This window comes from Campylobacter sp. GTC17093 (assembly GCF_055397635.1).
On the sequence record NZ_AP038832.1, the window covers coordinates 884,655 to 908,723 of the forward strand.

The window sequence follows — 24,069 nt, forward strand, 5'->3', positions numbered from 1 at the left end:
GTATGAAAAATATCTTGATCATAGCTGATGGAATTTTAGCAAAATCTTTCTTAGAAAGAGTATTTAGCTTAAAAGAAACAAAACTAAATTTTATTATTATTACATATCGTGATACAACTTTGCCTAAAAAGCCCAAATCAGAAAATTTTAAATTCCTTAGCTTTGATCCAACTAGTTTAGAAAAATTAAAAAGAGCATTACTTGATTTAAATTTGGATTTTAGTCACTGTATGATAAATATGAAAAAACTCGTAGATACAAAAGCAACCTACAATAATATAAGACAGATAAATCCAAAAATGGAAGTTTATCTTATAGATTTTTGGGGTTTTGAACATGAAAAAGATGACCACCTTACAGTCATTGATCCTAGGGAAATTTTAGCATCTCGTTTTTTGGACTATCTTCCAGAAGTGCCAGTTGTTGCTGATAATATCGGCTTTGGAGAAGGCGAGATAATGTCTGTTAGAATACCTTATGGAAGTTCTTTTGCATATAGACGCATAAATACAATTGCGCAAAAAGGATGGAAGATATGCATGATTTACAGAGGACAGAGTTATTTTGTAGTGAATTATACATCCATGATTTTACCAAATGATACGCTTTTGGTAGTTGGCGATCCTAAGCTTCTAAGGCAAGTTTTCAAAAGTATAAAGCAAAATTTAGGTCTTTTTCCTTCGCCATTTGGAAGCAACATTTTAACTATAATTGATATGAAAAGAATGAATGAAAAAGAGATAAACACACTTCTTGATGATAGTTTGTATTTTAACTCAAATTTAATAAACAAAAGACTTTATATCAAAATTATAAATGCAAAACCATCATCAATTTTAGATAAATTAAAGGCATTTAATAGCCCGCAAATCAACATTAAATTTGATTATTTTAGTGATAAAATGCAAAATTTAAAACAAGATGTATTTAATCACGATATTGGCGTTATAATAACAAATAATAATTTTTTTGAATCATATAAAAAAGAGTATTTTGAATTAAGAATTCCTATACTAAAAGTTGGTAAAGTTGGCGCTCAAAATCTGAAAAAAGGTGTTATTTTAGGAAGCGGAGAAGAAATAGAGATTAACTCATCTGTCATATTAGATATTTGTTCTCAGCTAAATTTAGAGATAGAGCTACATCACTTTGAGATACAAAATACAGATGCCGACAAAGCCTTAATAGAGCATTTCAAAACGCTTTCTAAGATATTTAATAAAAATGTAGAAATAGTAAACGACAACTCCTCAAATCCTATTTTAAAGTTAAAACAAAAAGAAAATTTATTGCAGTTTGTTAGTTTTAGTGATAAAATGCTACAAAATCGGTTTTTATCATTGTTTTCCAATGATATGGATAGAGTATATTTTAAGCTAGAAGATAACTATCAGCTTTTCGTACCAAGTGAGTCATAATTTAATTAGGGGCAAAAATGCAAATAAATGTAAAATTACAAAATGAAAAATGTAATTATACTGTTTTTATAGATGAATTAAACGAACTTAAATTTGATGGAAAAGTTTGTATAATAACAAATCAAAAAGTAGCAGGACTTCATTTAAAAACTATCTTGGATATACTTAGCTGTAAAGAAATTAACATAATTTGTGTAAGCGATGGTGAAGAGTATAAAAACTTTGATACTATTAATCACATTTTAGAGCAGATGTTTATAGCAAAACTTGATAGAAGTAGCATTGTTATAGCCCTTGGCGGTGGCGTTGTTACTGATATGGCTGGATTTGCTGCTGGAATTTATGAAAGAGGTATTAAGTTTATAAATATACCCACTACACTTTTAGCGCAAGTTGATGCAAGTGTTGGCGGAAAAACTGGTATAAATAATAAATTTGGTAAAAATTTAGTAGGTATTTTTAATCAACCCATGGCTGTGTACTGCGAAAGTAAATTTCTAACAACTTTACCAAAAAGGGAGCTTCATGCTGGGCTTGCAGAAGCTATCAAGATGGCCATCATGTTTGATAAAGATTTTTTTAAATTTCTTCAAAGTATGGATATAAATAAGAAAGAAAATTTAGTTAAAATAGTTTCTAGATGTATAGAGCTAAAGGCTGATATAGTTGCCAAAGATGAGTTTGAAAATAATATAAGAGCTGTTTTAAACTATGGACATACTTTTGGTCATGTTATAGAAAATCAAACAAAATATAAAAAATACTTGCACGGTGAAGCTATTGCAATTGGTATGAATATGGCAAATGAACTTGCTTTAAAAATGGGTTTTATAGATGAAAAACTCGTTCAAAGTATAAAAGAGCTTTTAAAGAAATTTTCTTTGCCAACAACATATAGTATTAGTGATATAAATGAATTTTACGAAGCATTTTTCTTAGATAAAAAGAGTAAAGATTCTAAAATAAAATTTATACTTCCAGACGATGAAAGTGGATTTAAGATTTGTGATGATATTCATAAGATTACCGTTTGCGATATATTAAGAAAGTTTCAATGAAAAAATTAGTCTTATTTTTTATACTATTTTTTTTAAGTTTAGTATATGCTGAAACTAATACCACTATAGATAATGATAAAAACTCATCTTTAGTTAATTTAGAAGCATATAAAACTCGCTTAAAAGAAATAGATAACGAGCTTAAAGATAATATTTGGTTTATAAGATATTCTAACTTTAATGCATATGAAAATATGAAAAAAGAAGCTGAAATGTTAGAAAATGAGATAAAAAAGAGTCCTAAAAACGAAAAAGTTGCATTGGAGCTCCAAAAAAATCTAATTACATTAAATAAACAAATCGAAGTTTTTAAAGAATTTGAAAAATCTCCATTTATAACCATGACTCAGCCAATACCTATTGAAGATAGGATTAGTATAAGAAATCCATTTGATATAATATCTGGTTTTTCTGCTATAAAAAGATATAAAACTCAACTTGCTGAATATGAAAACAAGATAGCAAATCTTCAAATTTTGATAAATAAATTTGAAGAAAAGCGAGATATATTAATAAAAATGAACGAAATTTCTGAAAATAAAGAAATTTCGGAGCTAATCCAAAAAACAAGTTATTATCTTAAAGAATTTAATTCGGCAAGTGTTGTTATGTACACAACATTAGGTGTATATGAAAAGCAAGTAAATGAGGCAATACATGCCATAACAAGAGATATGAAAGACCAAGCTAAAAACGCTCTTGGCATAGCCTTTTTGATACTAATCATAGTTGCTATATCATTTTTATTTAAATATCTTTCAAAAAAATATATAGATCAAAACGAAAGAGTTTATACTGCAAATAAAATAATAAACTTTGTAAATGTGACTCTTATTATTTTGATTTTACTTTTTGCATATATAGAAAATGTTACCTATATTGTTACCGTGCTTGGTTTTGCATCAGCTGGTCTTGCAATTGCCATGAAAGATATGTTTATGTCTATGCTTGGTTGGATTGTTATAGTTTTTGGTGGAACTTATCATGTGGGAGATAGGATAAAAGTAAGAAGAGACTCCGAAAATATAGTCGGAGATATCATTGATATATCGCTTCTTAGAATGACAATATATGAAGATATAACGCTTATAACATACAGTGAAACAAGGCGTGCTGGTAGGATAATCTTTGTTCCAAATAACTACATTTTCACAGATCTTATAGCAAATTATACTCATTATGGTATGAAAACAGTTTGGGATGGCATAGATGTCATGATAACTTATGATTCAAACCATAAAAAAGCTATGTATATCATAAAAGATATCGCTAGAAAATATTCCAAAGGCTATACTGATATTGCAAAAAAAGAGATGAATAAACTAAGAAGTCAGTATAGTATAAAAAACCCAAATGTAGAGCCTAGAATTTATAGCTTGTTTGAACCATATGGCATAAATATAAGCGTTTGGTATATGTCAAATGCATATACTGTGCTTTCTCTTAGAAGCACTATAAGTTTTGAAATAATTGAAGCCTTAAAGATGGAAGACGACATAGAGATATCTTATCCAAAACAAACATTATTTATGAACAAAAAAGAGCATAAAATGCCTTTAGATATAGCTAAAAATCATGTTGATGAGGAGCTATTGTATTGAGAGTTTTTATAAAAACTTTTGGATGTAGAACAAATATTTATGATAGTGAGCTTATAAAACAATACGCTAAAGATTCAACTATAGTAAATAGTGAAAATGAAGCTGATATCATAATCGTAAATTCTTGCACTGTGACAAATGGAGCTGATTTTGACTGTAGAAACTACATTCATCATGCAAACTCTCTTGGTAAAAAGGTCATAATGACTGGATGTGGCGCGATTAGTAGAGGTAAAGAACTTTATGATAATGGCGATTTGTTTGGTGTTTTTGGAATGTCTCAAAAAAAAGATATAAGTAAATTTATAAGCTCAAAAGTACCTTTTTATGATATAGGAAATTTGCAAAATGTAGATGAAAATGCTCTAAATTCTTATCATAATAAAACAAAGGCTTTTATAAAAATTCAAGAAGGATGTAATTTTAGATGTAGTTACTGTATTATTCCAAGTGTTAGAGGTAAATCAAGGAGCATGAGTGAGGATGGTATCATAAATGAAGTAACTTCTCTTGCGCAAAATGGTTTTAGTGAATTTGTTCTAACAGGCACAAACATAGGAAGTTATGGAAACGATACAAATTCAACTCTTGGTAAACTTCTTGGAAAACTTGGGATAATAAATGGCGTAAAAAGGATAAGGCTTGGAAGTTTGGAACCAAGTCAAATAGATGAGAGTTTTAAAGAAATTTTAAATGAAAATTGGCTTGAAAGACATCTTCATATCGCCATTCAACACACTAGCCAAACAATGCTAAATATAATGAGGAGAAGAAATAAATTTAGTAGTGATTTGAAGCTTTTTAGTGAGCTAAATGATAAGGGTTTTGCGCTTGGAACAGATTTTATCGTTGGACATCCTGGAGAGAGTAAGGAAATTTGGACTGAAGCATTAGAAAATTTTAAAAAAATGCCATTAACTCATCTGCATGCTTTTGTATATTCAAAAAGAGAAAATACGCACTCAGCAACATTAGTTGATGATATAAATGGGACTGTTTCAAAGAATCGTTTAAAACTCATTAAACAAATAGTCGAAGATAATTGTGTAAAATTTAGAACTATTCATAAAAAGCCACTTGAGATACTAGTTGAGAAGCAAAAGGGTAATTATTATGAAGGATATGATCAGTATTATGTAAAATCGCGTATAAAATCTACTAAAGATTTATCTAAAAGATGGGTAAAGGTTGAAGATTATGAAATTAGAAATGAAGCAAATTATTCCGAATTTTAAACTAAGCAAAGTTAAAATAATTATTATTTTAGCTGTTCTTTTGATGATACTTTTTGGAATTGTTTTTTTAAAAAATTCTCCCAAAACTATAAGTTTAAATGCATTTGATTCTTTAGTTTTAAAGAATGTTATATCAAAAGCGTATGAAAAAGATGACTATCTAGTAGTTGTTGTAAATAACCAAAGTTATCAAGTATTAAAATACGGCATAGATTTTAATAATACTTTGCGCAAGATTCCAGTAGACAAAGTAGAAAGTAGCCAATTTTTAGATTTATTTTTAGTATTTATAATTCTTTTCATGTTTTTTATTACATTTTTCTTTGTTGTTAAAAAATACAAAGAAAATAACTCTAAAGCTTTAGTCCCACAAAAAAGTGAAGATATAGAAAATATGATTAATTCATCATTAACGCCAGCTATTTCAAATGTAAAATTTGAAGATATTGCTGGAATTGATGAGATAAAAAGCGAACTAACAGAAGTTGTGGATTTCTTAAAAAATCCTTCAAAATATCGACATTTTGGTATAAATTTACCTAAAGGTGTTTTGATGGTAGGTCCTCCAGGCGTAGGTAAAACACTTATCGCAAAAGCTGTAGCAGGAGAGGCAAATGTGCCCTTTTTTTACCAAAGTGGTTCAAGTTTTGTGCAAATTTATGTAGGAATGGGTGCAAAAAGAGTTAGGGAGCTTTTCGCAAAAGCTAAATCTTATGCTCCTTCTATCATTTTTATTGACGAGATTGATGCGGTTGGTAAGGCAAGAGGTGGCGGTAGAAATGATGAAAGAGAAGCTACTTTAAATCAACTTTTAACAGAGATGGATGGTTTTGAGGATAGTTCAGGGGTTATAGTTATAGCTGCTACAAATAAAATAGAAATGATGGATGATGCCTTACTTCGTTCAGGTAGATTTGATAGACGCATATTTATACCAATGCCAGATATTCAAAGTAGAGCCGCGATATTAAAAACTTATCTTAAAAATAAACAAAATGAAGTTGATATAATGTCAGTTGCAAAATCAACGGTAGGATTTAGCGGTGCTGGAATTGCAACGCTTGTGAATGAAGCGGCAATTCATGCTATTAGAACGGGTAGCGGTTTTATCACAAATGATGATTTTGAAGCTGTACAAAAAAGCGTCTTACATGGAAAAAGAAAAACAATAACATATAGTGATGAAGAAAAAGAAATTTTATCTATTTATCAAGCAGCTAAGGCGATTTGTGCTTTTTGGCTTGATTTTAAATTTGAAAAAATATCTATGTTAGAAGATAAATTTATAAATATAGAAAGCTCAATCGAGTCAAAAAAACACTTGCTAAGCAAAATAAAAGTTTATCTTGCAGGTATGGCAGCACTTAAAATTTATAGAAATGATTTATATTCAAATTCTAAAAATGATCTTGATGAAGCAAAAAAAATAGCAAATAAAATTGCTTATGAGTATGGGATGTCTCAAAGTATTTTTCCAGACCAAATGGAAGTTGAAACAATTATAAATGAAGCTTTCGGTGAGATTAGTGAGTATTTAATTGGTGTAAAAGATCAACTCCTTACAGTTGGGGCTTACATTTATAAAAACGAAAGCATAGATTATTTGGCTGTAAAAGAAATACTTGGCCAAACTTACGAATAAAGGAAAAAAATGATAAAAATAGGCATTTTAACGATGAGCGATAGAGCAAGTGATGGTATTTATGAAGACTTATCTGGCAAGGCTATAAAAGATATTTTAAATGAATGGATAATTAGCGAGATGAAGTTTGATTATAGGATTATACCAGATGATTTAGAGCGTATAAAAGAAAATTTGATATCTTTAAGTGATGATTTTGGTGCTGATCTTATAGTAACTACAGGTGGAACTGGTCCAGCAAAAAGAGACGTAACACCTGAGGCAACTGAGGCAGTTTGTGAAAAAATGATGCCAGGATTTGGTGAACTTATGAGAATGGAAAGTTTAAAATATGTTCCAACTGCTGTTTTATCTCGTCAAACAGCTGGCATAAGAGGTGGTAGCTTTATAATAAATTTACCAGGTAACCCAAAAGCAATAAGAGAGTGTTTAGAGCCTGTATTTCCTGCTATTCCATATTGCATAGATTTGATAGGTGGAAGTTACATAGAAGCTGATGAAAGTAAAATAAAAGTTTTTAGACCAAAGAAAAAATAGATTATATTTTGTGCTAAAATTTTTATTTTAGCACATATATTAATTTTTGTTTGAAAAATCTAAAATAGATTGTAGCATTTGTCTGGAATTTTTATCATTTTGTTTTGCAAAGCTTTCAAAAGACTCATCGTAACTGTCAAATTTTAAATTATTTTTTGTTACAAAATTCATAAATTCATTATCATTTATATCTAAAATTTCCAAATTTAGTTTAACACTCTTTTCAGTAGTTTTATTAAGCATGACTCTATGTATAGAAGGCTTAACAATATCTTTTGGTATAAAAATATAGCAGACCAATGTTATAAATATGATCGAAAGCATGACTACTAAGGTGGACTTTTTTGTGAAATACCCATTAAATTGTTTTAAATTAGCTAATACATGAAATATAGCAATAATTACAAAAGCAAGACCAAGATATTCATGGATTCTTACCATTATAGCGTCTTTAATATTAAAAAACATCAAAACACCACTTAATGAAACAATTACAAAAAAAGAAATAGTAGATGGAGTAACCAATTTTTGTCTTATCTTCATTTTTCTCCTTAAATAAAAATCTTTAAAGTCTATCAAATAAAACTTAAAATAATATAATAGAAATCATTTTCAAAATTAAATTTTTTTAAAATTCTATTCTTAAAATGAAAGAATAAAGATTTATTATTTTTGTTTCATTTTTTGAAGCCACTCATCTAGAGTTTTTTCAAAACCTATACCATCAGAAGTATAAAATTTAACTTTTTTGCTCATATAATCTTGCTCTATCCAGCCTCCAAAATCATGAGGGTAAAGATAATTTACTATTTGCTCATTTGTATTAATGAGGTATTTTGGCACATTCATGGGTTTATTTGTTTTAATGTAGCGCATTGCTTCGTTTATAGCCATATAGCTTGAGTTAGATTTAGGTGAGCTTGCTAAGTAAACTGCGCATTGTGCTAGCGGAATTCTAGCTTCTGGAAATCCTATGTTTTTTACGATATTTAGTGTTGATGAGGCTATATTTAGTGCATTTGGATTAGCATTTCCTATGTCTTCGCTTGCAAGGATTGCCATTCTTCTAGCGATAAAATCAGCACTTTCGCCATCATTTATAAGTCTTGCTAAGTAGTAAAGCGAAGCATCTATATCGCTTCCTCTTAAGCTTTTTATAAAAGCGCTTGCTAGTTCATAATGTGTATCATCGTTACTAACGCCTTCATTTACAGCATTTGCTCTTAGAGTTTTTAGTGTTTGAAGCGAGATATCATTTGAAATCTCAAGAGCAAACTCAAGTAGATTTAACATAGCTCTTGCATCCCCACCACTACTTTTTATGAGATAATTTTTTGCTTCATCGCTTATATCAAATTTAGACTTATCTTTTACTTTTTTTAAAAGCTCTTCTAAATTCAAACTGGTTAATGGTTTAAACTCAAAAAGCATCGAGCGACTTCTTATGCCAGAACTAAGAGTAAAAAAAGGATTTTCTGTGCTAGCACCTATGATGATAGCTTGGTAGTTTTCCATTGGTATCAATAGCGCTTCTTGTTGTGTTTTGCTTAGACGATGAATTTCATCAATAAAAAAAAGCGGCTTGTTAAACGAGTTTTTATGGTTTTTTAAAATCGTTCTAAATGTCTCTATCTTTAAATTTCCGCCATCAAATTCATAAAAATCATAATTCATTTGATGAGCTATAACTCTTGCAAAGCTTGTTTTTCCACATCCTGCGACGCCATAAAATATAGAGTGTGGGATTTTTCCGCTTTGGATAAATTTCCTAAAAATCTCCACAACTTCATCTTGACCATAAAGCTCATCAAGTGTTTTTGGTCTAAATTCTAGCGCAAAAGCCATTATTTTATCTCTTTATGGTTATTTAAATCCCAATCAACTGGAGCTTTATCATGTTGTATAAGATACTCATTTGCTTTAGAAAAATGCTTACATCCAAAAAAAGCACCCCTTGCCAAAGGACTAGGATGTGCAGCTTTTAGTACTAAATGTTTTTTATCATCTATAAGTGAAGCTTTTTGTATTGCAAAATTTCCCCATAGCATAAATACAATATTTTCTTTTTTATCACTAATTTGTTTTATAACAGAGTCGCTAAAACGCTGCCATCCAAATTTACTATGTGAATTTGCTAAATTTGCTTGTACACTAAGAGTTGAGTTTAGTAGTAAAACGCCTTGTTTAGCCCAGTATGTCAAATCTCCGCTATTTGGCTCTTTTATGTTTAAATCCGTATAAATTTCTTTATAGATATTTTGTAAAGATGGCGGAATTCTTACTCCATTTGGCACAGAAAAACTTAATCCCATTGCTTGATTTTTGCCATGATATGGATCTTGTCCAAGAATTACAACTTTTACATCATCAAATGGAGTTAGATTAAAGGCATTAAAGATTAGTGAGCCTGGCGGATAAACTTCACCGCTTTGCTTTGCTTTTATAAGCTTTTTTTTTAATTCATCAAAATATGGTGATAAAAACTCATCTTTTAAAATTTCTTTCCAGCTTTTTTCTATTTTTACACTGTTTATGTCTATCAATTAATTTGCCTTATCTTGTAGGAGCATATGCTCTTATTATAAAATATCCAAGAATAGCAGCTATAAAAGATGCTATTAGGATGGCTAATTTATCTGCGTAATTATATATATCGCTATGGCTATATGCAATAGAAGATATGAAAAGACTCATACTAGCTCCAATTGCGGTTAAGACACAAAGGCCGAAAAACTGTCCATAGTTTGTATTTTTAGGTAAATTTGTTATTTTAAATTTTATTGCCAAATAACTAAATCCAAAAATACCAAGAGGTTTTCCTATTAAAAGACCAGCTATAATACCTATAGGAACTGGATGCAATAAAGCTTTAAATGCATCAGGCGTTAGAGCAATTCCTGCATTTACAAAAGCAAATATAGGCATTATAAAAAATGTAACAGGTCCGTGTAATGAGTGTTCGATTTTATTTAAAAGCATTGTTCCGTTTTTTGTTTGTAAAGGTATAAAAAATGCAGTTATAACGCCAGCAACAGTCGAATGCACACCTGATTCTAGGAAAAAAACCCAAAGCAATGCTCCTAATATTGTATAAGGTATAGCTGAGTTTGATTTTTTGAAATTAAAATACACAAGAAACATTATCGTTATGCTTGCTAGAACCAGCGCCAATGTCGAAAGCTCTGATGTGTAAAAAATAGCTATTATAACAACTGCTATAACATCATCTATAATTGCAAGAAGTAGTAAAAACATTTTCAATGCTGGTGGAAATTTTGATTTTAAAAGTAGTAATATACCTATGGCAAATGCCGTATCGCTAACAATTGGTATAGCCCAGCCCTTTAAGGCAAAACTATCTCCTAAATTTAATAATACAAATATAGCTGCTGGCACTATAACACCACCGATACCTCCAATTACGGGAAGGGCAACTTTAGAAGGTGAACTAAGTTCTCCTACAAGGATTTCTCTTTTTACCTCTAGACCTATATAGAAGAAAAAAATAGCCATAAGACCATCATTTACCCATAAAATTATTGGCTTTATAATCTTATATTCGCCTATTACAATTCCAGAGTTTAGCCTTAAGAAATCATTGTAAAAACTAGATAAAAAGGTATTTTGACAAATAAGAGCTAAAATTGTAGCTGTTATTATTAAAATACCACCAGTTGCTTCATTATTAGCTATTTTTTTTATAATATTCAAAATATCACCTTTTTTTATTTGTCTTTTTAAATTTATGATATCAAAAAAAAATTAATGATGTTTAAAACCATAATATATTTTTATAAATGTTAAGATATAATGATCAAATGCAAAATTTATATCTTAGTGGCATTATTTACGCTTTTTTAGGCGGCATTTTTTGGGGATTTTCAGGCGCTTGCGGGCAGTATCTTTTCATGTATAAAGATGTAGATCCAGTTTGGTTAACTGGGGTAAGATTACTTGGAGCTGGAGTTTGTCTTTTTATCTTGACTATAATAAAAAAAAGAGCTGTTTTTAGGATATTTAAAGATAAAAGTTCATTTTTTCAACTTATAATTTATTCATTTTTTGGCTTAATGCTTTGTCAATTCACATATTATGAAACTATAAAACATTCAAATGTTGCCATAGCTACAATACTTCAATACACTGCACCTGCAATTATAATGGTTTTAGTGTGTTTTTGGTTTAAAAAACTACCTACGCTAAAAGAATTTTTTGCTCTACTTTCTGCTACTACCGGACTTTTTTTACTTGCAACACATGGGAAGTTTGATGAACTTGTTATAGACAAATACCCACTAACCATAGGTATGATATCTGCACTTTGTGCTGTTGTTTATAGTATAAGTCCTATAAATATAAACAGAAAATATGGAACTATGATAACTCTTTCGTGGGGTTTACTTATAAGTGGATCGATATTTTTCATAGCAAGCGGGTCTTATATGGCTATGCAAATAACAGATATTTATGGGTTTTTGGCGGTTTGTGGTGTGATATTTATTGGAACAATTTTAGCTTTTTCGTTTTTTATGAGAGGTGTTGATAGGATTGGGCCAACTAAGGCTAGTATGATTGCATCCATTGAGCCAATTTCAGCAATGGCATTTTCTTATTTTTGGTTTGGAGTTAAGTTTATTTGGCTTGATTTTGTAGGATTATTTTTTATACTTTTATGCACGATTTTAATTTCAAAAAGATAGTCGGTTTTACATGGTTTGATAGGTTATTGTATGCAAAAATTAAGTTCATTTAAAGACGAGCCTTTTATAGCTATTTTGAGTTATGATGAGCCAAATAAAAATATAATTTGTAGTGTAGATGAGGCGTCTAAATTTGGTATAAAATTTAAAATAAATTCAACTAGTGTATATGGAGTAAAATACCATTTGAAAAAACATCCGATTGATTTTTCTATTTATAAAGAGCGCATAGATAAAGTGATATCACATCAAAAAAATGGAGATAATTATCTTTTAAATTTATGTTTTCCAACCGAGATTTCAACCAATTTGAGCCTAGAAGAGATTTATAATTATTCTGGGGCAAGAGTTGTGATATACAAAAAGGATGATTTTGTCTGTTTTAGTCCAGAAATTTTTGTAAATATTAAAGATGGTTATATGCACACATATCCTATGAAAGGCACTATTGAAGCAAATTTACCAGATGCTAAAGAAATTTTATTAAGAGATGAAAAAGAATTTAGCGAACAAGCCATGATAGTAGATCTTATGAGAAATGATCTTTCTATGGTTTGTGATGATGTTAAAGTAGAGAAATTTAGATATATTGAGCGCGTAAAGGATCTTTATCAAACAAGTTCCCATATAAGCGGTAGATTGCGAGATAAAATTGGTTTTAATGAGATATTTAATAGAATTTTGCCAGCTGGATCTATAAGTGGGACACCAAAAGATTATGCGCAAAAGATTATAAGCGAATGCGAGATAATAAAAAGAGGATATTATACTGGTGTTTTTATATATTTTGATGGAGAAATTTTGCAAAGTTTTGTGATGATTAGATTTATAAAAAAAATGGATAATAAGCTATATTTTTTTAGTGGAGGTGGCATTACAACTATGAGTGATCCAAAAAAGGAGTATGATGAGCTTATCAAAAAAGTCTATTTTCCTTTTTGAAACCATAAAGATACAAGATGGAATAGCTCAAAATTTAATCTACCATGAGCAAAGAATTCAAAATTCTATAAATTTTAGCTCAAAGTTTAATTTAGAGCAAATTTTATATACAAAAAAGCAAGGTTTAATAAGGGCAAAAGTTGTGTATGATCTAAACGGAGAGTTAGTAAGTGTGGATTTTTTTGAGTATAAGATGAAAAAATTTCATACATTTCAACTTGTAAATATTGATTTTAACTATGATAAAAAGTATTTAGATAGAAGCAACATTGAAGCCATAAAAGGTAGTTTTGATGAGGTGATAATGGTTAAAAATTCTCTCATAACTGATACTAGTATAGCAAATGTAGCTATATTTAAAAATTCACATTGGATAACACCTAAATCACCGCTTTTAAATGGAACTACGCGCCAAAGATTGCTTGATGAAAATAAAATAATTCAAGATGATTTATGCGTAGATGATTTACTAAATGTAAAAAGATTAGCGATATTTAATTCTATGATTGGATTTTATGAAGTGCAGAAATTTGAGATAATTAGCCAAGAAAATCTCGGCTAATTATCCATTATACATAACCTTGATCTATCATTGCATCTGCAACTTTTCTAAATCCAGCTATATTTGCCCCAAGAACTATATTTCCAGGCTCATTAAACTCTTTAGATGCCTCATAGCTTATATTAAAGATATGTTTCATGATGTTTCTTAGTTTATTGTCAACATCTTCAAAGCTCCAACTTGTCATGCTTGCATTTTGAGCCATTTCTAGTGCGCTTACTGCAACACCTCCGGCATTTGCAGCTTTTCCAGGAGCAAAAAGTATATCTTTCTTGTTTAAGAAAAACTCAACTGCTTCAGTATTAGATGGCATATTTGCACCCTCGCAAACTAAACGACATCCATTTTTGTAAAGTGTTTTAGCATCTTCTAAATTTAGTTCATTTTGAGTTGCACTTGGAAATGCTGCATCGCAAGGGATATCCCAAACACCATTTCTACCTTCTTTGTATTGTTTTACGCTAACAAAAGTAGAGTCTTTTTTTGTTTTAGCATACTCGCTTAAACCAACTCTTTTAACTTGTTTTAATTCTATCAAAAGATCTAAATCAATACCATTTTTATCATAAATATAACCAGTAGAATCGCTAACTGTTAATGGTATGGCTCCGTTTTCATATAGTTTTTGGATTGTATAAGTTGCAACATTTCCAGCACCACTTACAACGCATTTTTTGCCTTTTAGATCATCTTTTCTTGTTTTTAACATTTCGATGGCAAAATAAACACACCCATAACCAGTTGCTTCAGGTCTAACCAAGCTTCCACCCCAGCTTAATCCTTTGCCAGTTAGTGCACCATCAAATCTGCTAGTTTGCTTTTTGTACTGACCATAAATATATCCTATTTCTCTTGCTCCAACGCCGATATCTCCAGCTGGAACATCTTTTACATCTCCGATTAGTTTTGAAAGCTCATTTGCAAAAGATTGACAAAATCTCATAATCTCACCATCGCTTTTGCCTTTAGGATCAAAATTTGCGCCACCTTTTGCGCCACCTATATTTAATCCAGTAAGTGAGTTTTTAAAAATTTGCTCAAAACCTAAGAACTTAAGTACATCTAGATTAGCTGTTGGATGGAATCTAAGACCACCTTTATATGGACCAATGGCTGAGTTAAATTGAACTCTATATCCAAAGTGAACACACGCTTTTCCTGCATCGTTTATATAAACGGTTCTAAAAATTGTAGTTTTTTCAGGCATTACAATGCGTTCTAAAATGGCATGTTTTTCATATTTTGGCTCTGCATCTAAAAGCGGTTTAAGATTATTTAATACCTCGTTTGCAGCTTGATAAAAAATAGGTTGGCGCGGTGAAACTTTTCTTACATGCTTTAAAACACTATTTATATAACTTGTTGATGACCTCATTATTTCTCCTTGTAAATTGGATTAAAATTCATTTTTCTTGATTTTTGTAAAAACATTTTTAATGCAATTTTTTCTTTTTTGTCTATTTTATAAGTTATGTAATTTAGATACCATTTTATATCATTTGGAGAAATTTCTCTACTTTTTGAGTAATTTTGTAATATGTACCTAGGAATTTTTACTTTTTGTGACAAGAAATTTTTTACAAGACTTTTGTACAATGAGGCATTTTTTGTATAGCAAAACCTTGCAAATACGAATGGTAAATTTGTTTTTTTATTCCAAATTTCACCCATATCATAAAAGCTTTCTTTACCATCTTTTAGATAGTTTTTGAGCGCTCTATCTCCAATTATAACTTCACCTTTTAGCTTTAAAACCGCGCTTAGCATATTTGATGTCATTGAAGCAGGATCTAGCAAAAATTTAGAGTTTTTACGCACTAAAACGCTTATAACCTCTTTTTTAGCAACAACACCCATGTCAAGTTTTTTGTATTTGCTTCTTCTGCTTTCTATACTTGAAATTATGGCAGCATTTATCCTACGATTATAAAGAGCTTTGTTTAGATGACTTGGAACGCCTTTTTTTATCTCTATACTTTTTTTAAATGAATTTTGCAAATTTGAGCGTTTCAAAAATACATGAAAAGGTAGTAAATTTAGATAGTCAATTTTTCCAAAAATCAATTTAATCCTTTCCAATAAATTCGTAATGAATTAAAATTATAATACACGAAACTTAAATTTTATTTACGATATTTTGATTTTTTTAACCTAAATTTTTGAAATAAAAGCTTTTTTGTGATAGACTTAAAAATCACAATATAATTAGGATAAATAATGGAAATTAAGCTTTTAAACTATACACCGCTTTGGGTTTGCTCAAATGCTATAAGAACTTGTTGGCAAAGTTTTGATAAAAGCGACAATGGCGGAGAAAAAGACAAAGAACTTATAGATAGAGTTGGCAATAAATTTAAACATGCTTCAACACTTGAGCATCTGCACTATAACTTTTATATAAAAGGTGTATCAAGAGCGCTTTTGCAAGAGCTTGCTAGACACAGAATGGCAAGTCTTAGTGTAAAATCTACACGTTATACACTAAAAGAGTTAAAAAACGAGAGCGAATTTAAAGAAAATGATTTCCAAAATGCTAGCAGATATGTAGTTTTAACGGGTAATGAAATAGTTGATAATGCTAGTATAAAAGCACTAGAAAATATGCGTTTATTATTGCAGCAAAATATTAGTCTAGATATAGCTAAATTTGCACTTCCTGAGTGTTATAAAACTGAGCTTAGCTGGAGCGTGAATGCTAGAAGTTTGCAAAATTTCATTTCATTAAGAAGCTCAAAGTCAGCTCTTTGGGAGATAAGAAATTTGGCAATTGCTATATTTGAAGCAATTCCAGATGAGCATAAGTTTATTTTTGAAGATTGTGTATATAAAGAAAAGAAAGAGTAGTTGTATAAATTTGGGAGGTTTTATGCGTAGTGATGAGATAAAAAAGGGCTATACGAAAGTTCCACATAGAAGTTTACTAAGGGCAAGTGGACTAAAAGATGAGGACTTTAACAAGCCATTTGTCGGTGTTGCAAACAGCTTCATAGAGATAATTCCTGGGCATTTTTTCTTAAACAAATACTCTGAAATTATAAAAGATGAAATCCGTAAAAATGGTTGTGTGCCTTTTGAATTTAATACAATTGGGGTTGATGATGGTATAGCTATGGGACATGATGGCATGCTCTACTCACTTCCAAGTCGTGAAATCATAGCAAACTCTATAGAAACAGTTATGAACGCTCATAAACTAGACGCCATGATTTGTATCCCAAACTGTGATAAAATTGTTCCTGGAATGATAATGGGAGCATTAAGAGTAAATGTGCCAACTGTTTTTGTAAGCGGAGGCCCAATGCGCGCAGGGGTTGATAGTAAAGGAAACGTGCTTGATCTAAACTCAGCATTTGAGGGTGTTGGAGCATACGAAACTAAGAAAATAAGCAAAGAAGAACTTTATGAAATAGAGTGCAAAGCATGTCCAAGTGGTGGGAGCTGTAGCGGTATGTTTACGGCAAACTCCATGAATACGCTTTGTGAAGCCATGGGTATAGCACTAAGTGGCAATGGAACGATACTTGCACTAAGTAAAGAGCGCGAAGAACTTATGAGAAAAGCAGCGCGCAGAATTTGTGAAATCGCAACTGATGAGAGATTTAAGATACGAAACATCTTAAATAAAAAAGCCGTTACAAATGCTATGGTTATAGATATGGCGATGGGTGGTAGCTCAAATACGATACTTCACATGCTTGCAATTTCGCGTGAAGCAGGGTGCGCACTTGATATAAAAGATATAAACGAGATTAGCAAAACTACGCAGCATATCGCAAAAGTAGCTCCAAGTCTGCCAAGTGTACACATGGAAGATGTTCATAGCGCAGGTGGTATGAATGCTATCATGAAAGAAATTTCAATGCAAAATAATCCATTTTTAGACCTTGATAACTTAACCGTAAGTGGCGAAACTTTAGAGGATCGTATAAGTGATGCACAAATTTTAGATGAAAAAATCATACATAAAGCCCAAAATGCTTATTCAAAGGTTGGTGGACTTGCGATTTTGTTTGGAAATTTAGCCGAGAAAGGCTGTGTTATAAAAACAGCAGGTATCATAGGTGAGCGTAAATTTAGCGGCAGGGCAGTTTGCTTTAACTCGCAAGACGAAGCGATAGAGGGTATAAGTAGTGGTAAAATCAAAAAAGGTGATGTTGTGGTTATCCGCTATGAAGGACCAAAAGGAGGTCCTGGCATGCAAGAGATGCTAAGTCCTACAAGTCTTATAGTTGGACGAGGGCTGGGTGCTGATGTAGCGCTTATAACAGATGGTAGATTTAGTGGTGCAACGCGTGGGCTTAGCATAGGTCATGTTAGTCCTGAAGCAGCAGAAGGTGGCGCAATAGGACTTTTAAAAGATGGAGACATCATAGAAATAGATGTGGATAAGTACTCTATAAATGTAAATTTAAGCGATAAAGAGCTACAAAAACGCAAAAATGAATGGAGATACGCAGGTAAAAAGGTTAAAAGTAGGTGGTTAAGACAGTATCAAAAACTTGTAACCAATGCTAGTAACGGAGCGATTTTAGAAGCGTAAATTTATAAATAAATGTTAAGAAAGAAGCTATGTTTGATTCATTTGATATTAGTGTTATAATTTCTATAATATCACTTATTGTAGTAATATTTGCAATGATTATTGAATTATTTAATTATAGATTAAGCTACATAAAAGATTAATTATGTATATTTGTAAAAGAGCAATTAGTTTTATTTGATAATTTTTATGATGAAAATAAAGATTTAATAGAAAAATATATTAAACTTTTAAGAAAAAATTTACTTAAATACAAGAATCTTAATAGATTTTATGGGTGGAAATTTATTATGTTATACGTGAGTCATTAAATTTATTGGAATATATACAGCATAATTATAATCAAAACATATATGACCATGAACAAAATTATATTACATCAATAATTTTGGTATGCGCTCATTTATATGTCATAAATAATTGTATAGCTAAAAGAACACGAATTGAGTAAACTACTTAAGATTAGTAAATAAAAACTGTGTTAATTATTATATAATATAAGTTATAATTTTTACATCCTAAAAAGAAAGGCAATAAATGGAAGCAGCAGGAATTGGTGGATTTTCACTAGGAACAGTTATCGCAGTTGCTCTATCTTGGTCGGCAAATCACAGCATTTTATGGGCTATAATTCATGGTTTTTTTAGTTGGTTTTATGTAATTTATTATTTGCTTACTAAAAACAAAAATTAATTTATAAAAGGATATATTATGGGAAAAGCAGCAGGAATTGGTGGATTTTCACTAGGAACAGTTATTGCAGTCGCTCTATCTTGGTCGGCAAATCACAGCATTTTATGGGCTATAATTCATGGTTTTTTTAGTTGGTTTTATGTAATATACTACATAATTGTAAAATAGTTTTTTATAAAAATATTTTACAAAAGCATACATCTAAAGGTGTATGCTTTTTCTTCTTTTAAATGATCATAGAAAAAATAAGAGCAAAAATTATCATAGGAATATTAAAAAATACAAATGTTGGTACGCAAGTATCATATATGTGATCGTGCTGCCCGTCCGCGTTTAATCCAGCGGTCGGTCCAAGCGTACTATCGCTTGCAGGACTTCCTGCATCTCCTATGGCTGCAGAAATCCCTATAAGAAGTATCGTTGCGCTTACGCTAAATCCTAAATTTACACATAATGGTACATAAATAGCAGCTATTATTGGTATTGTTCCAAAACTTGTGCCAATTCCCATGGTAACTAAAAGCCCTATTAATAGCATAAGTAAAGCGCCACCAAATTTTCCGCCAGATAACGCACTTACTACGCTTATAAGATCGTTTATGCCACCACTTTCTCTAAGCACTGCACCAAATCCAGCTGCAACTAGCATTATAAAGGCTATGTAAGCCATCATTGATAAGCCTTTATCCATTACATCTTGAACTTTGTTGTAATCAATTCCACCAAAAATTATCATAAATAAAAGTCCAAGTAGACCGCCAAGCGGTATCGAACTTGTGTAAATTTGAACACCAAAAGTTATGGCTGAGCCTATTAATACAACCCACTCTTTTTTGCCCATATTTAAGCTAAAATTATTATTTATTTCATCTTGTAAATTTGTGTATTGTCTTGATTTTCTATAAAATAAAATTGCGCACATTAAGCCAAAAAACATTGCAACACCCCCTATCCACATTACGCTTTGGATATCAGATATGCTTACTATCATGGAATTATTTGCAAGTTCTTTTTTAAGTATGTTGTAAAACAATAATCCAAATCCTACGCCAAGACTTATATAAGGTGCTTGAAGTCCAAATGTTAGAGCACAAGCGACTGCTCTTCTATCTATTTTTAGCTTATTCATTATTTTAAGTAATGGTGGTATTAGGATAGGAATAAAGGCAATATGAACAGGTATTAAATTTTGTGAAAAGCAAGCTATAAAAGCTATTGTTAATACAAATATAGTTTTTTTGTTGCTTAAAATAGAGCTAATTTTATGAATTAAAATCGCTGTTAAATTTGTTCCAGAAATTGCAGAAGCAACTGCGCCAAGAAGTATATAGCTAAGGGCTGTTTCTAAGTTGCCTTGCATACCATTTATCAAAATTTCCATAGTTTTTATAAGCCCAAAATCACTCATTAAACCAGCTATCATGCCAGAAAGCAAGATTGCTAAAAGTATGTTAAATTTAAATAAGCATAAGATATACATCACGCAAACGCTTATTAAAACAGGATTTGTAAAAATCATAAATTTTCCTTATTTTTAAATGAAAAATAGATTATATAGAAATATCTTTTAAATACATATTTTATTTTTTGTCAAAGTTGATTTTTAAATCATTTTAGATAGAATAACAGAAAATTTTTTAAGGTGATATAAATATGGATGAAAACAAGAAAAAAACCCTTGATGTAGCCCTAAAACAGATAGATAAAGCCTTTGGTAAAGGTACTATTATCAGACTTGGAGATAAGCAAGTTGAACCCATAGATTCTATCTCAACTGGCTCAATTGGTCTTGATATGGCTCTTGGGATAGGCGGTATTCCAAAGGGTAGAATTATAGAAATTTATGGACCAGAAAGTTCTGGTAAAACTACACTTGCTTTACATATAATTGCAGAATCACAAAAAAATGGTGGAATTTGTGCCTTTGTAGATGCAGAGCATGCACTTGATGTAAAATATGCTCACAATCTTGGCGTAGATACAGAAAATCTTTTTGTTTCACAACCTGATTTTGGTGAGCAAGCTCTTGATATAGTTGAAACACTTTCAAGAAGTGGTGCTGTTGATCTTATAGTAGTTGACTCCGTTGCAGCACTTACTCCAAAAACAGAGATTGAAGGTGATATGGGTGATTCGCATGTCGGTTTACAAGCAAGGCTTATGTCGCAAGCTCTAAGAAAATTAACTGGCGTTGTGCATAAGATGAATACAACCATCATTTTTATAAACCAAATTCGTATGAAGATTGGAATGATGGGATATGGAAGTCCAGAGACAACAACTGGTGGAAATGCTCTTAAATTTTATGCTTCTGTTAGACTAGATGTTAGAAAAATAGCAACTTTAAAACAAAATGATCAACCAATAGGCAATAGAACTAAAATAAAAGTTGTTAAAAATAAAGTTGCGCCACCATTTAAAACAGCCGAATTTGATGTAATGTATGGAGAGGGAATAAGCAAAGAAGGCGAAATGATTGACTATGGTGTAAAGCTTGATATCATTGATAAAAGTGGCGCTTGGTTTAGTTATCAAGATGTAAAACTTGGTCAAGGTAGAGAAAACTCAAAAGCTTATTTAAAAGAGCATCCAGAAGTGGCGAGTGAAATAGTTGATAAACTAAAAAATTCTATAGGCGGATTATTATCTGGTTTTGATGAAGATGAAAAAAATAGTGATGGAGATGAATAATGGCTATAATAACAAATATAAGAGCAAATGAGGTTTTAGATAGCAGGGGAAATCCTACTGTAAAAACAACTGTTTATCTTGATAACGGCGTTATAGAAAGCGCTATCGTTCCAAGTGGTGCAAGCACAGGAAAAAGAGAGGCTTTAGAACTAAGAGATAAAGATCACAGATATGGTGGAAAAGGTGTTTTAAAAGCTGTTCAAAATGTAAATGAAATCATATTAGATGCGATTGTTGGCAAATGTGTTTTTGAGCAAAAAAATATAGATATGATTATGCAAAACCTAGATTCTACGCCAAATTATTCAAATTTAGGTGCAAACGCAGTTTTAGGTGTATCTATGGCAGTAGCAAGAGCGGCTGCAAGAGCACTTAATGTACCTCTTTTTAGATATATTGGTGGTATAAATGCTAGTATTTTACCGGTTCCTATGTTTAATATCATAAATGGTGGAGAACATGCAAATAATAGTGTTGATTTTCAAGAGTTTATGATAATGCCATATGGTTTTGATAAATTTAGTGAAGCACTAAGAGCTAGTGTTGAGATTTATCAAAATTTGAAAAAACTTTTAGATGAGCTTGGGCATAGTACCGCAGTTGGCGATGAAGGCGGATTTGCTCCTAATCTAGAAGACAACGAAGCCCCAATAAAACTAATTTTACAAGCTATTGAAAAAAGTGGATATAAAGCAGGATCTGATATAAAACTAGCTTTAGATGTTGCATCAAGCGAATTTTATAAAGACGGCTTTTATGTAATGGAAGGGAAAGAATTTAGTAGCGATGATATGATAAATTATTATGAGGGTTTGTGTGAGAAATATCCAATTTGTTCTATTGAAGATGGCTTGAGTGAAGATGATTGGGATGGTTGGAAAAAACTTACTGACAGACTAGGCTCAAAAGTTCAGCTTGTTGGTGATGATCTTTTTGTGACAAATGAGAAAATTTTAAAAGAAGGTATAACAAGAGGTATTGGAAATGCAATCCTAATAAAACCAAATCAAATTGGAACCGTAAGTCAAACAATGCAAGCAGTTCGCCTTGCAAAAAGAAATGGCTATAAAACCGTAATGAGTCATAGAAGTGGCGAAAGTGAAGATAGTTTTATAGCTGATTTTGCAGTTGGACTAAATACTGGACAAATCAAAACAGGCGCAACTTCAAGAAGTGAAAGGAATGCTAAATACAACAGACTTCTAGAAATAGAAAACAAAACAGATGAGTTTTTAGGAGATAATATTTGAGCGAAATTTTAGATAACTACAGCGGAAAAGAGTCTGCTGTAGTATATTTTTGTAAAAAGTTGTTCAAATATATAGTGGTTGTTATAGTTGTTGTAGGGCTTGGAGTTTATTTTGGAAACATGTTTTTTGGAAAACGTTCTTTAGAGACACTTATTTTTGTACAAAATAAACAAGAATCTTTAAAAAAGGAACTCGAGCGCCTTAAACAAGAAAATGCAGTGCTTCAAAAAGAATATTTCGAGCTTATAGGCTTAGAGCCTAATGTTAAATGAGGGTTATAAATGAAAAAAATTTTATTAATTTATGCGTGTGCTATTTGTATTATTTATGGTAGAGAAAATCCGTTTTTGCCAAGTGAAGAAATTAACTCTAGTATCCAGACTACAAATATAAATTTAAATGCAAAACCATTTGATAGAAAAATATTTAATATGCCAAATGATTCAAGAGAGATAGATCGTGTTGTGATTTATTATAAAAGTCTTGATGGAAGTATAAAAGAAAAAACTGTAGATATAAATGCATCTATAAACTGGAAAGATAGTTTATCTTTAAATGTTGTAAAATCTCCAGAACCAGCATCAACACCTATACTTGATATCTCGGTTACAAAAACTGCTTCTGAGGATAATCAAAAAATGGATGCCCAAGAAACAAACATTAGCTCAAATTCTAAAATTACAAATGAAACAAATGTAACAGATTCTATTGTCCCAAATATAGTCGTTCCATCAAAAACTGTTACTTTTAAAAATTTGCTTCGTTTGGATGTATTTACAAAGAGTATAAAATTTGTCACAAATGATGCGCTTCTTACTCATTTTAAGGTAGAAGGTCAAAATAAAATTGCTATTGATTTTTCACATCCAAAAAGTAATTTTAAAACTCAAACTTTAGATATAAGTTGTGGAATATTTAAAAATGCAACTTTTGGTGCACATGGTAAATTTTACAGAGTTGTTTTATCTCTTGATAATGGATATAAATATGAGCTATCAAAAGAAGGCGATAGCTATTTACTACAAGCAAAATAAGCCTTTTGGCTTATTTTTAGCGTTTAAATATACTTAGCAAATTTCATTAATATCTTTATCTGTTAGTTTTTAGACTTTGATTTTCATTGTAGTTTTTAGTTCTTCGCCATAACTTTTGCCTAGATATTCATTAAGAACTTTTATATTTGCTCTTTGTCTGTTTGAT

Annotated in this window: 24 protein-coding genes; 17 read left to right on the forward strand and 7 right to left on the reverse strand. The window is 30.8% G+C overall.

The window, feature by feature from the left end:
* The first annotated feature begins 2 nt into the window (after positions 1–2).
* Genes ACZ5VL_RS04570 through mog form a run of 6 tightly spaced genes read left to right on the forward strand, consistent with a single transcriptional unit; the run spans position 3 to position 7,491 of the window.
* On the forward strand, positions 3–1,418 hold the full coding sequence (locus ACZ5VL_RS04570; RefSeq protein WP_464197756.1) for a COG3400 family protein: 1,416 nt from the start codon (positions 3–5) through the stop codon (positions 1,416–1,418).
* 17 nt (positions 1,419–1,435) lie between these two features.
* The gene (aroB, locus tag ACZ5VL_RS04575) at positions 1,436–2,476 is read left to right on the forward strand and encodes a 3-dehydroquinate synthase (RefSeq protein WP_464197758.1); all 1,041 of its coding nucleotides are present in this window, start codon (positions 1,436–1,438) and stop codon (positions 2,474–2,476) included.
* Positions 2,473–4,077, forward strand: a complete 1,605-nt coding sequence (locus ACZ5VL_RS04580) for a mechanosensitive ion channel family protein (protein ID WP_464197760.1) — start codon at positions 2,473–2,475, stop codon at positions 4,075–4,077. Before aroB ends, ACZ5VL_RS04580 begins: the two co-directional genes overlap by 4 nt.
* The gene (gene mtaB, locus ACZ5VL_RS04585; RefSeq protein ID WP_464200255.1) at positions 4,068–5,312 is read left to right on the forward strand and encodes a tRNA (N(6)-L-threonylcarbamoyladenosine(37)-C(2))-methylthiotransferase MtaB; all 1,245 of its coding nucleotides are present in this window, start codon (positions 4,068–4,070) and stop codon (positions 5,310–5,312) included. The genes ACZ5VL_RS04580 and mtaB overlap by 10 nt, the downstream gene beginning before the upstream one ends.
* Complete coding sequence (locus ACZ5VL_RS04590) at positions 5,275–6,954, forward strand: AAA family ATPase (protein ID WP_464197761.1); 1,680 nt, start codon at positions 5,275–5,277, stop codon at positions 6,952–6,954. The genes mtaB and ACZ5VL_RS04590 overlap by 38 nt, the downstream gene beginning before the upstream one ends.
* 9 nt (positions 6,955–6,963) lie before the next feature.
* Complete coding sequence (gene mog, locus ACZ5VL_RS04595; protein ID WP_464197763.1) at positions 6,964–7,491, forward strand: molybdopterin adenylyltransferase; 528 nt, start codon at positions 6,964–6,966, stop codon at positions 7,489–7,491.
* A gap of 39 nt (positions 7,492–7,530) precedes the next feature.
* On the opposite strand, the gene ACZ5VL_RS04600 is transcribed toward mog, so the two are convergent.
* The 4 genes from ACZ5VL_RS04600 to nhaA all read right to left on the reverse strand — a co-directional run bounded on the left by ACZ5VL_RS04600 (position 7,531) and on the right by nhaA (position 11,202).
* Positions 7,531–8,034, reverse strand: coding sequence for a DUF4405 domain-containing protein (locus ACZ5VL_RS04600; RefSeq protein WP_464197765.1), 504 nt, complete (start codon positions 8,032–8,034; stop codon positions 7,531–7,533).
* Between the two features lie 123 nt (positions 8,035–8,157).
* Entirely contained in the window at positions 8,158–9,336 is a 1,179-nt protein-coding gene (locus tag ACZ5VL_RS04605; protein WP_464197767.1) for a replication-associated recombination protein A, read from the reverse strand.
* The gene (ung, locus tag ACZ5VL_RS04610) at positions 9,336–10,031 is read right to left on the reverse strand and encodes a uracil-DNA glycosylase (RefSeq protein WP_464200257.1); all 696 of its coding nucleotides are present in this window, start codon (positions 10,029–10,031) and stop codon (positions 9,336–9,338) included. Before ung ends, ACZ5VL_RS04605 begins: the two co-directional genes overlap by 1 nt.
* Positions 10,032–10,044: 13 nt before the next feature.
* Entirely contained in the window at positions 10,045–11,202 is a 1,158-nt protein-coding gene (gene nhaA / locus ACZ5VL_RS04615) for a Na+/H+ antiporter NhaA (RefSeq protein WP_464197769.1), read from the reverse strand.
* A gap of 86 nt (positions 11,203–11,288) precedes the next feature.
* Between nhaA and ACZ5VL_RS04620 the strand changes: the two genes are divergently transcribed.
* The 3 genes from ACZ5VL_RS04620 to ACZ5VL_RS04630 are packed head-to-tail and all read left to right on the forward strand — an operon-like array spanning position 11,289 to position 13,695.
* Positions 11,289–12,191 (forward strand): DMT family transporter, encoded by a 903-nt coding sequence (locus ACZ5VL_RS04620; RefSeq protein ID WP_464197771.1) that lies wholly within the window; start codon positions 11,289–11,291, stop codon positions 12,189–12,191.
* A gap of 30 nt (positions 12,192–12,221) precedes the next feature.
* Positions 12,222–13,133, forward strand: coding sequence for an aminodeoxychorismate synthase component I (locus ACZ5VL_RS04625; protein WP_464197773.1), 912 nt, complete (start codon positions 12,222–12,224; stop codon positions 13,131–13,133).
* Positions 13,099–13,695, forward strand: coding sequence for an aminotransferase class IV (locus ACZ5VL_RS04630; RefSeq protein WP_464197775.1), 597 nt, complete (start codon positions 13,099–13,101; stop codon positions 13,693–13,695). Before ACZ5VL_RS04625 ends, ACZ5VL_RS04630 begins: the two co-directional genes overlap by 35 nt.
* A gap of 7 nt (positions 13,696–13,702) precedes the next feature.
* On the opposite strand, the gene gdhA is transcribed toward ACZ5VL_RS04630, so the two are convergent.
* Together gdhA and ACZ5VL_RS04640 are read right to left on the reverse strand one after the other, a co-directional pair.
* Complete coding sequence (gdhA, locus tag ACZ5VL_RS04635) at positions 13,703–15,070, reverse strand: NADP-specific glutamate dehydrogenase (RefSeq protein WP_464197777.1); 1,368 nt, start codon at positions 15,068–15,070, stop codon at positions 13,703–13,705.
* Complete coding sequence (locus ACZ5VL_RS04640; protein WP_464197779.1) at positions 15,070–15,759, reverse strand: MqnA/MqnD/SBP family protein; 690 nt, start codon at positions 15,757–15,759, stop codon at positions 15,070–15,072. Before ACZ5VL_RS04640 ends, gdhA begins: the two co-directional genes overlap by 1 nt.
* A gap of 153 nt (positions 15,760–15,912) precedes the next feature.
* Between ACZ5VL_RS04640 and thyX the strand changes: the two genes are divergently transcribed.
* The 4 genes from thyX to ACZ5VL_RS04660 all read left to right on the forward strand — a co-directional run bounded on the left by thyX (position 15,913) and on the right by ACZ5VL_RS04660 (position 19,096).
* Positions 15,913–16,539 carry an FAD-dependent thymidylate synthase gene (thyX, locus tag ACZ5VL_RS04645; protein ID WP_464197781.1) on the forward strand — a complete coding sequence of 209 codons (627 nt, stop codon included), beginning with the start codon at positions 15,913–15,915 and terminating at the stop codon, positions 16,537–16,539.
* A gap of 22 nt (positions 16,540–16,561) precedes the next feature.
* Complete coding sequence (ilvD, locus tag ACZ5VL_RS04650) at positions 16,562–18,235, forward strand: dihydroxy-acid dehydratase (RefSeq protein WP_464197783.1); 1,674 nt, start codon at positions 16,562–16,564, stop codon at positions 18,233–18,235.
* Positions 18,236–18,772: 537 nt separating this feature from the next.
* Entirely contained in the window at positions 18,773–18,928 is a 156-nt protein-coding gene (locus ACZ5VL_RS04655; protein ID WP_464197785.1) for a hypothetical protein, read from the forward strand.
* Positions 18,929–18,946: 18 nt separating this feature from the next.
* Positions 18,947–19,096 carry a hypothetical protein gene (locus ACZ5VL_RS04660; RefSeq protein ID WP_464197787.1) on the forward strand — a complete coding sequence of 50 codons (150 nt, stop codon included), beginning with the start codon at positions 18,947–18,949 and terminating at the stop codon, positions 19,094–19,096.
* 58 nt (positions 19,097–19,154) lie between these two features.
* On the opposite strand, the gene ACZ5VL_RS04665 is transcribed toward ACZ5VL_RS04660, so the two are convergent.
* Complete coding sequence (locus tag ACZ5VL_RS04665; protein WP_464197789.1) at positions 19,155–20,447, reverse strand: Na+/H+ antiporter NhaC family protein; 1,293 nt, start codon at positions 20,445–20,447, stop codon at positions 19,155–19,157.
* Between the two features lie 134 nt (positions 20,448–20,581).
* On the opposite strand from ACZ5VL_RS04665, the gene recA reads away from it, so the two are divergent.
* The 4 genes from recA to ACZ5VL_RS04685 are packed head-to-tail and all read left to right on the forward strand — an operon-like array spanning position 20,582 to position 23,903.
* Positions 20,582–21,619 (forward strand): recombinase RecA, encoded by a 1,038-nt coding sequence (gene recA / locus ACZ5VL_RS04670; protein WP_464197791.1) that lies wholly within the window; start codon positions 20,582–20,584, stop codon positions 21,617–21,619.
* Positions 21,619–22,869 carry a phosphopyruvate hydratase gene (eno, locus tag ACZ5VL_RS04675; protein ID WP_464197793.1) on the forward strand — a complete coding sequence of 417 codons (1,251 nt, stop codon included), beginning with the start codon at positions 21,619–21,621 and terminating at the stop codon, positions 22,867–22,869. Before recA ends, eno begins: the two co-directional genes overlap by 1 nt.
* Entirely contained in the window at positions 22,866–23,141 is a 276-nt protein-coding gene (locus ACZ5VL_RS04680) for a septum formation initiator (RefSeq protein WP_464197795.1), read from the forward strand. The genes eno and ACZ5VL_RS04680 overlap by 4 nt, the downstream gene beginning before the upstream one ends.
* Before the next feature lie 9 nt (positions 23,142–23,150).
* Positions 23,151–23,903, forward strand: coding sequence for an AMIN domain-containing protein (locus ACZ5VL_RS04685; protein WP_464197797.1), 753 nt, complete (start codon positions 23,151–23,153; stop codon positions 23,901–23,903).
* The last annotated feature ends 166 nt before the right edge of the window (positions 23,904–24,069 follow it).

Bases quoted from the DNA above. Each gene is read 5' to 3' on its own strand.
- ACZ5VL_RS04570 (WP_464197756.1), top strand. From the start codon at position 3: ATGAAAAATATCTTGATCATAGCTGATGGAATTTTAGCAAAATCTTTC.
- aroB (WP_464197758.1), top strand. From the start codon at position 1,436: ATGCAAATAAATGTAAAATTACAAAATGAAAAATGTAATTATACTGTT.
- ACZ5VL_RS04580 (WP_464197760.1), top strand. From the start codon at position 2,473: ATGAAAAAATTAGTCTTATTTTTTATACTATTTTTTTTAAGTTTAGTA.
- ACZ5VL_RS04590 (WP_464197761.1), top strand. From the start codon at position 5,275: ATGAAATTAGAAATGAAGCAAATTATTCCGAATTTTAAACTAAGCAAA.
- mog (WP_464197763.1), top strand. From the start codon at position 6,964: ATGATAAAAATAGGCATTTTAACGATGAGCGATAGAGCAAGTGATGGT.
- ACZ5VL_RS04600 (WP_464197765.1), bottom strand. From the start codon at position 8,034: ATGAAGATAAGACAAAAATTGGTTACTCCATCTACTATTTCTTTTTTT.
- ACZ5VL_RS04605 (WP_464197767.1), bottom strand. From the start codon at position 9,336: ATGGCTTTTGCGCTAGAATTTAGACCAAAAACACTTGATGAGCTTTAT.
- ACZ5VL_RS04620 (WP_464197771.1), top strand. From the start codon at position 11,289: ATGTTAAGATATAATGATCAAATGCAAAATTTATATCTTAGTGGCATT.
- ACZ5VL_RS04625 (WP_464197773.1), top strand. From the start codon at position 12,222: ATGCAAAAATTAAGTTCATTTAAAGACGAGCCTTTTATAGCTATTTTG.
- ACZ5VL_RS04630 (WP_464197775.1), top strand. From the start codon at position 13,099: ATGAGCTTATCAAAAAAGTCTATTTTCCTTTTTGAAACCATAAAGATA.
- gdhA (WP_464197777.1), bottom strand. From the start codon at position 15,070: ATGAGGTCATCAACAAGTTATATAAATAGTGTTTTAAAGCATGTAAGA.
- thyX (WP_464197781.1), top strand. From the start codon at position 15,913: ATGGAAATTAAGCTTTTAAACTATACACCGCTTTGGGTTTGCTCAAAT.
- ilvD (WP_464197783.1), top strand. From the start codon at position 16,562: ATGCGTAGTGATGAGATAAAAAAGGGCTATACGAAAGTTCCACATAGA.
- ACZ5VL_RS04655 (WP_464197785.1), top strand. From the start codon at position 18,773: ATGGAAGCAGCAGGAATTGGTGGATTTTCACTAGGAACAGTTATCGCA.
- ACZ5VL_RS04660 (WP_464197787.1), top strand. From the start codon at position 18,947: ATGGGAAAAGCAGCAGGAATTGGTGGATTTTCACTAGGAACAGTTATT.
- ACZ5VL_RS04665 (WP_464197789.1), bottom strand. From the start codon at position 20,447: ATGATTTTTACAAATCCTGTTTTAATAAGCGTTTGCGTGATGTATATC.
- recA (WP_464197791.1), top strand. From the start codon at position 20,582: ATGGATGAAAACAAGAAAAAAACCCTTGATGTAGCCCTAAAACAGATA.
- eno (WP_464197793.1), top strand. From the start codon at position 21,619: ATGGCTATAATAACAAATATAAGAGCAAATGAGGTTTTAGATAGCAGG.
- ACZ5VL_RS04685 (WP_464197797.1), top strand. From the start codon at position 23,151: ATGAAAAAAATTTTATTAATTTATGCGTGTGCTATTTGTATTATTTAT.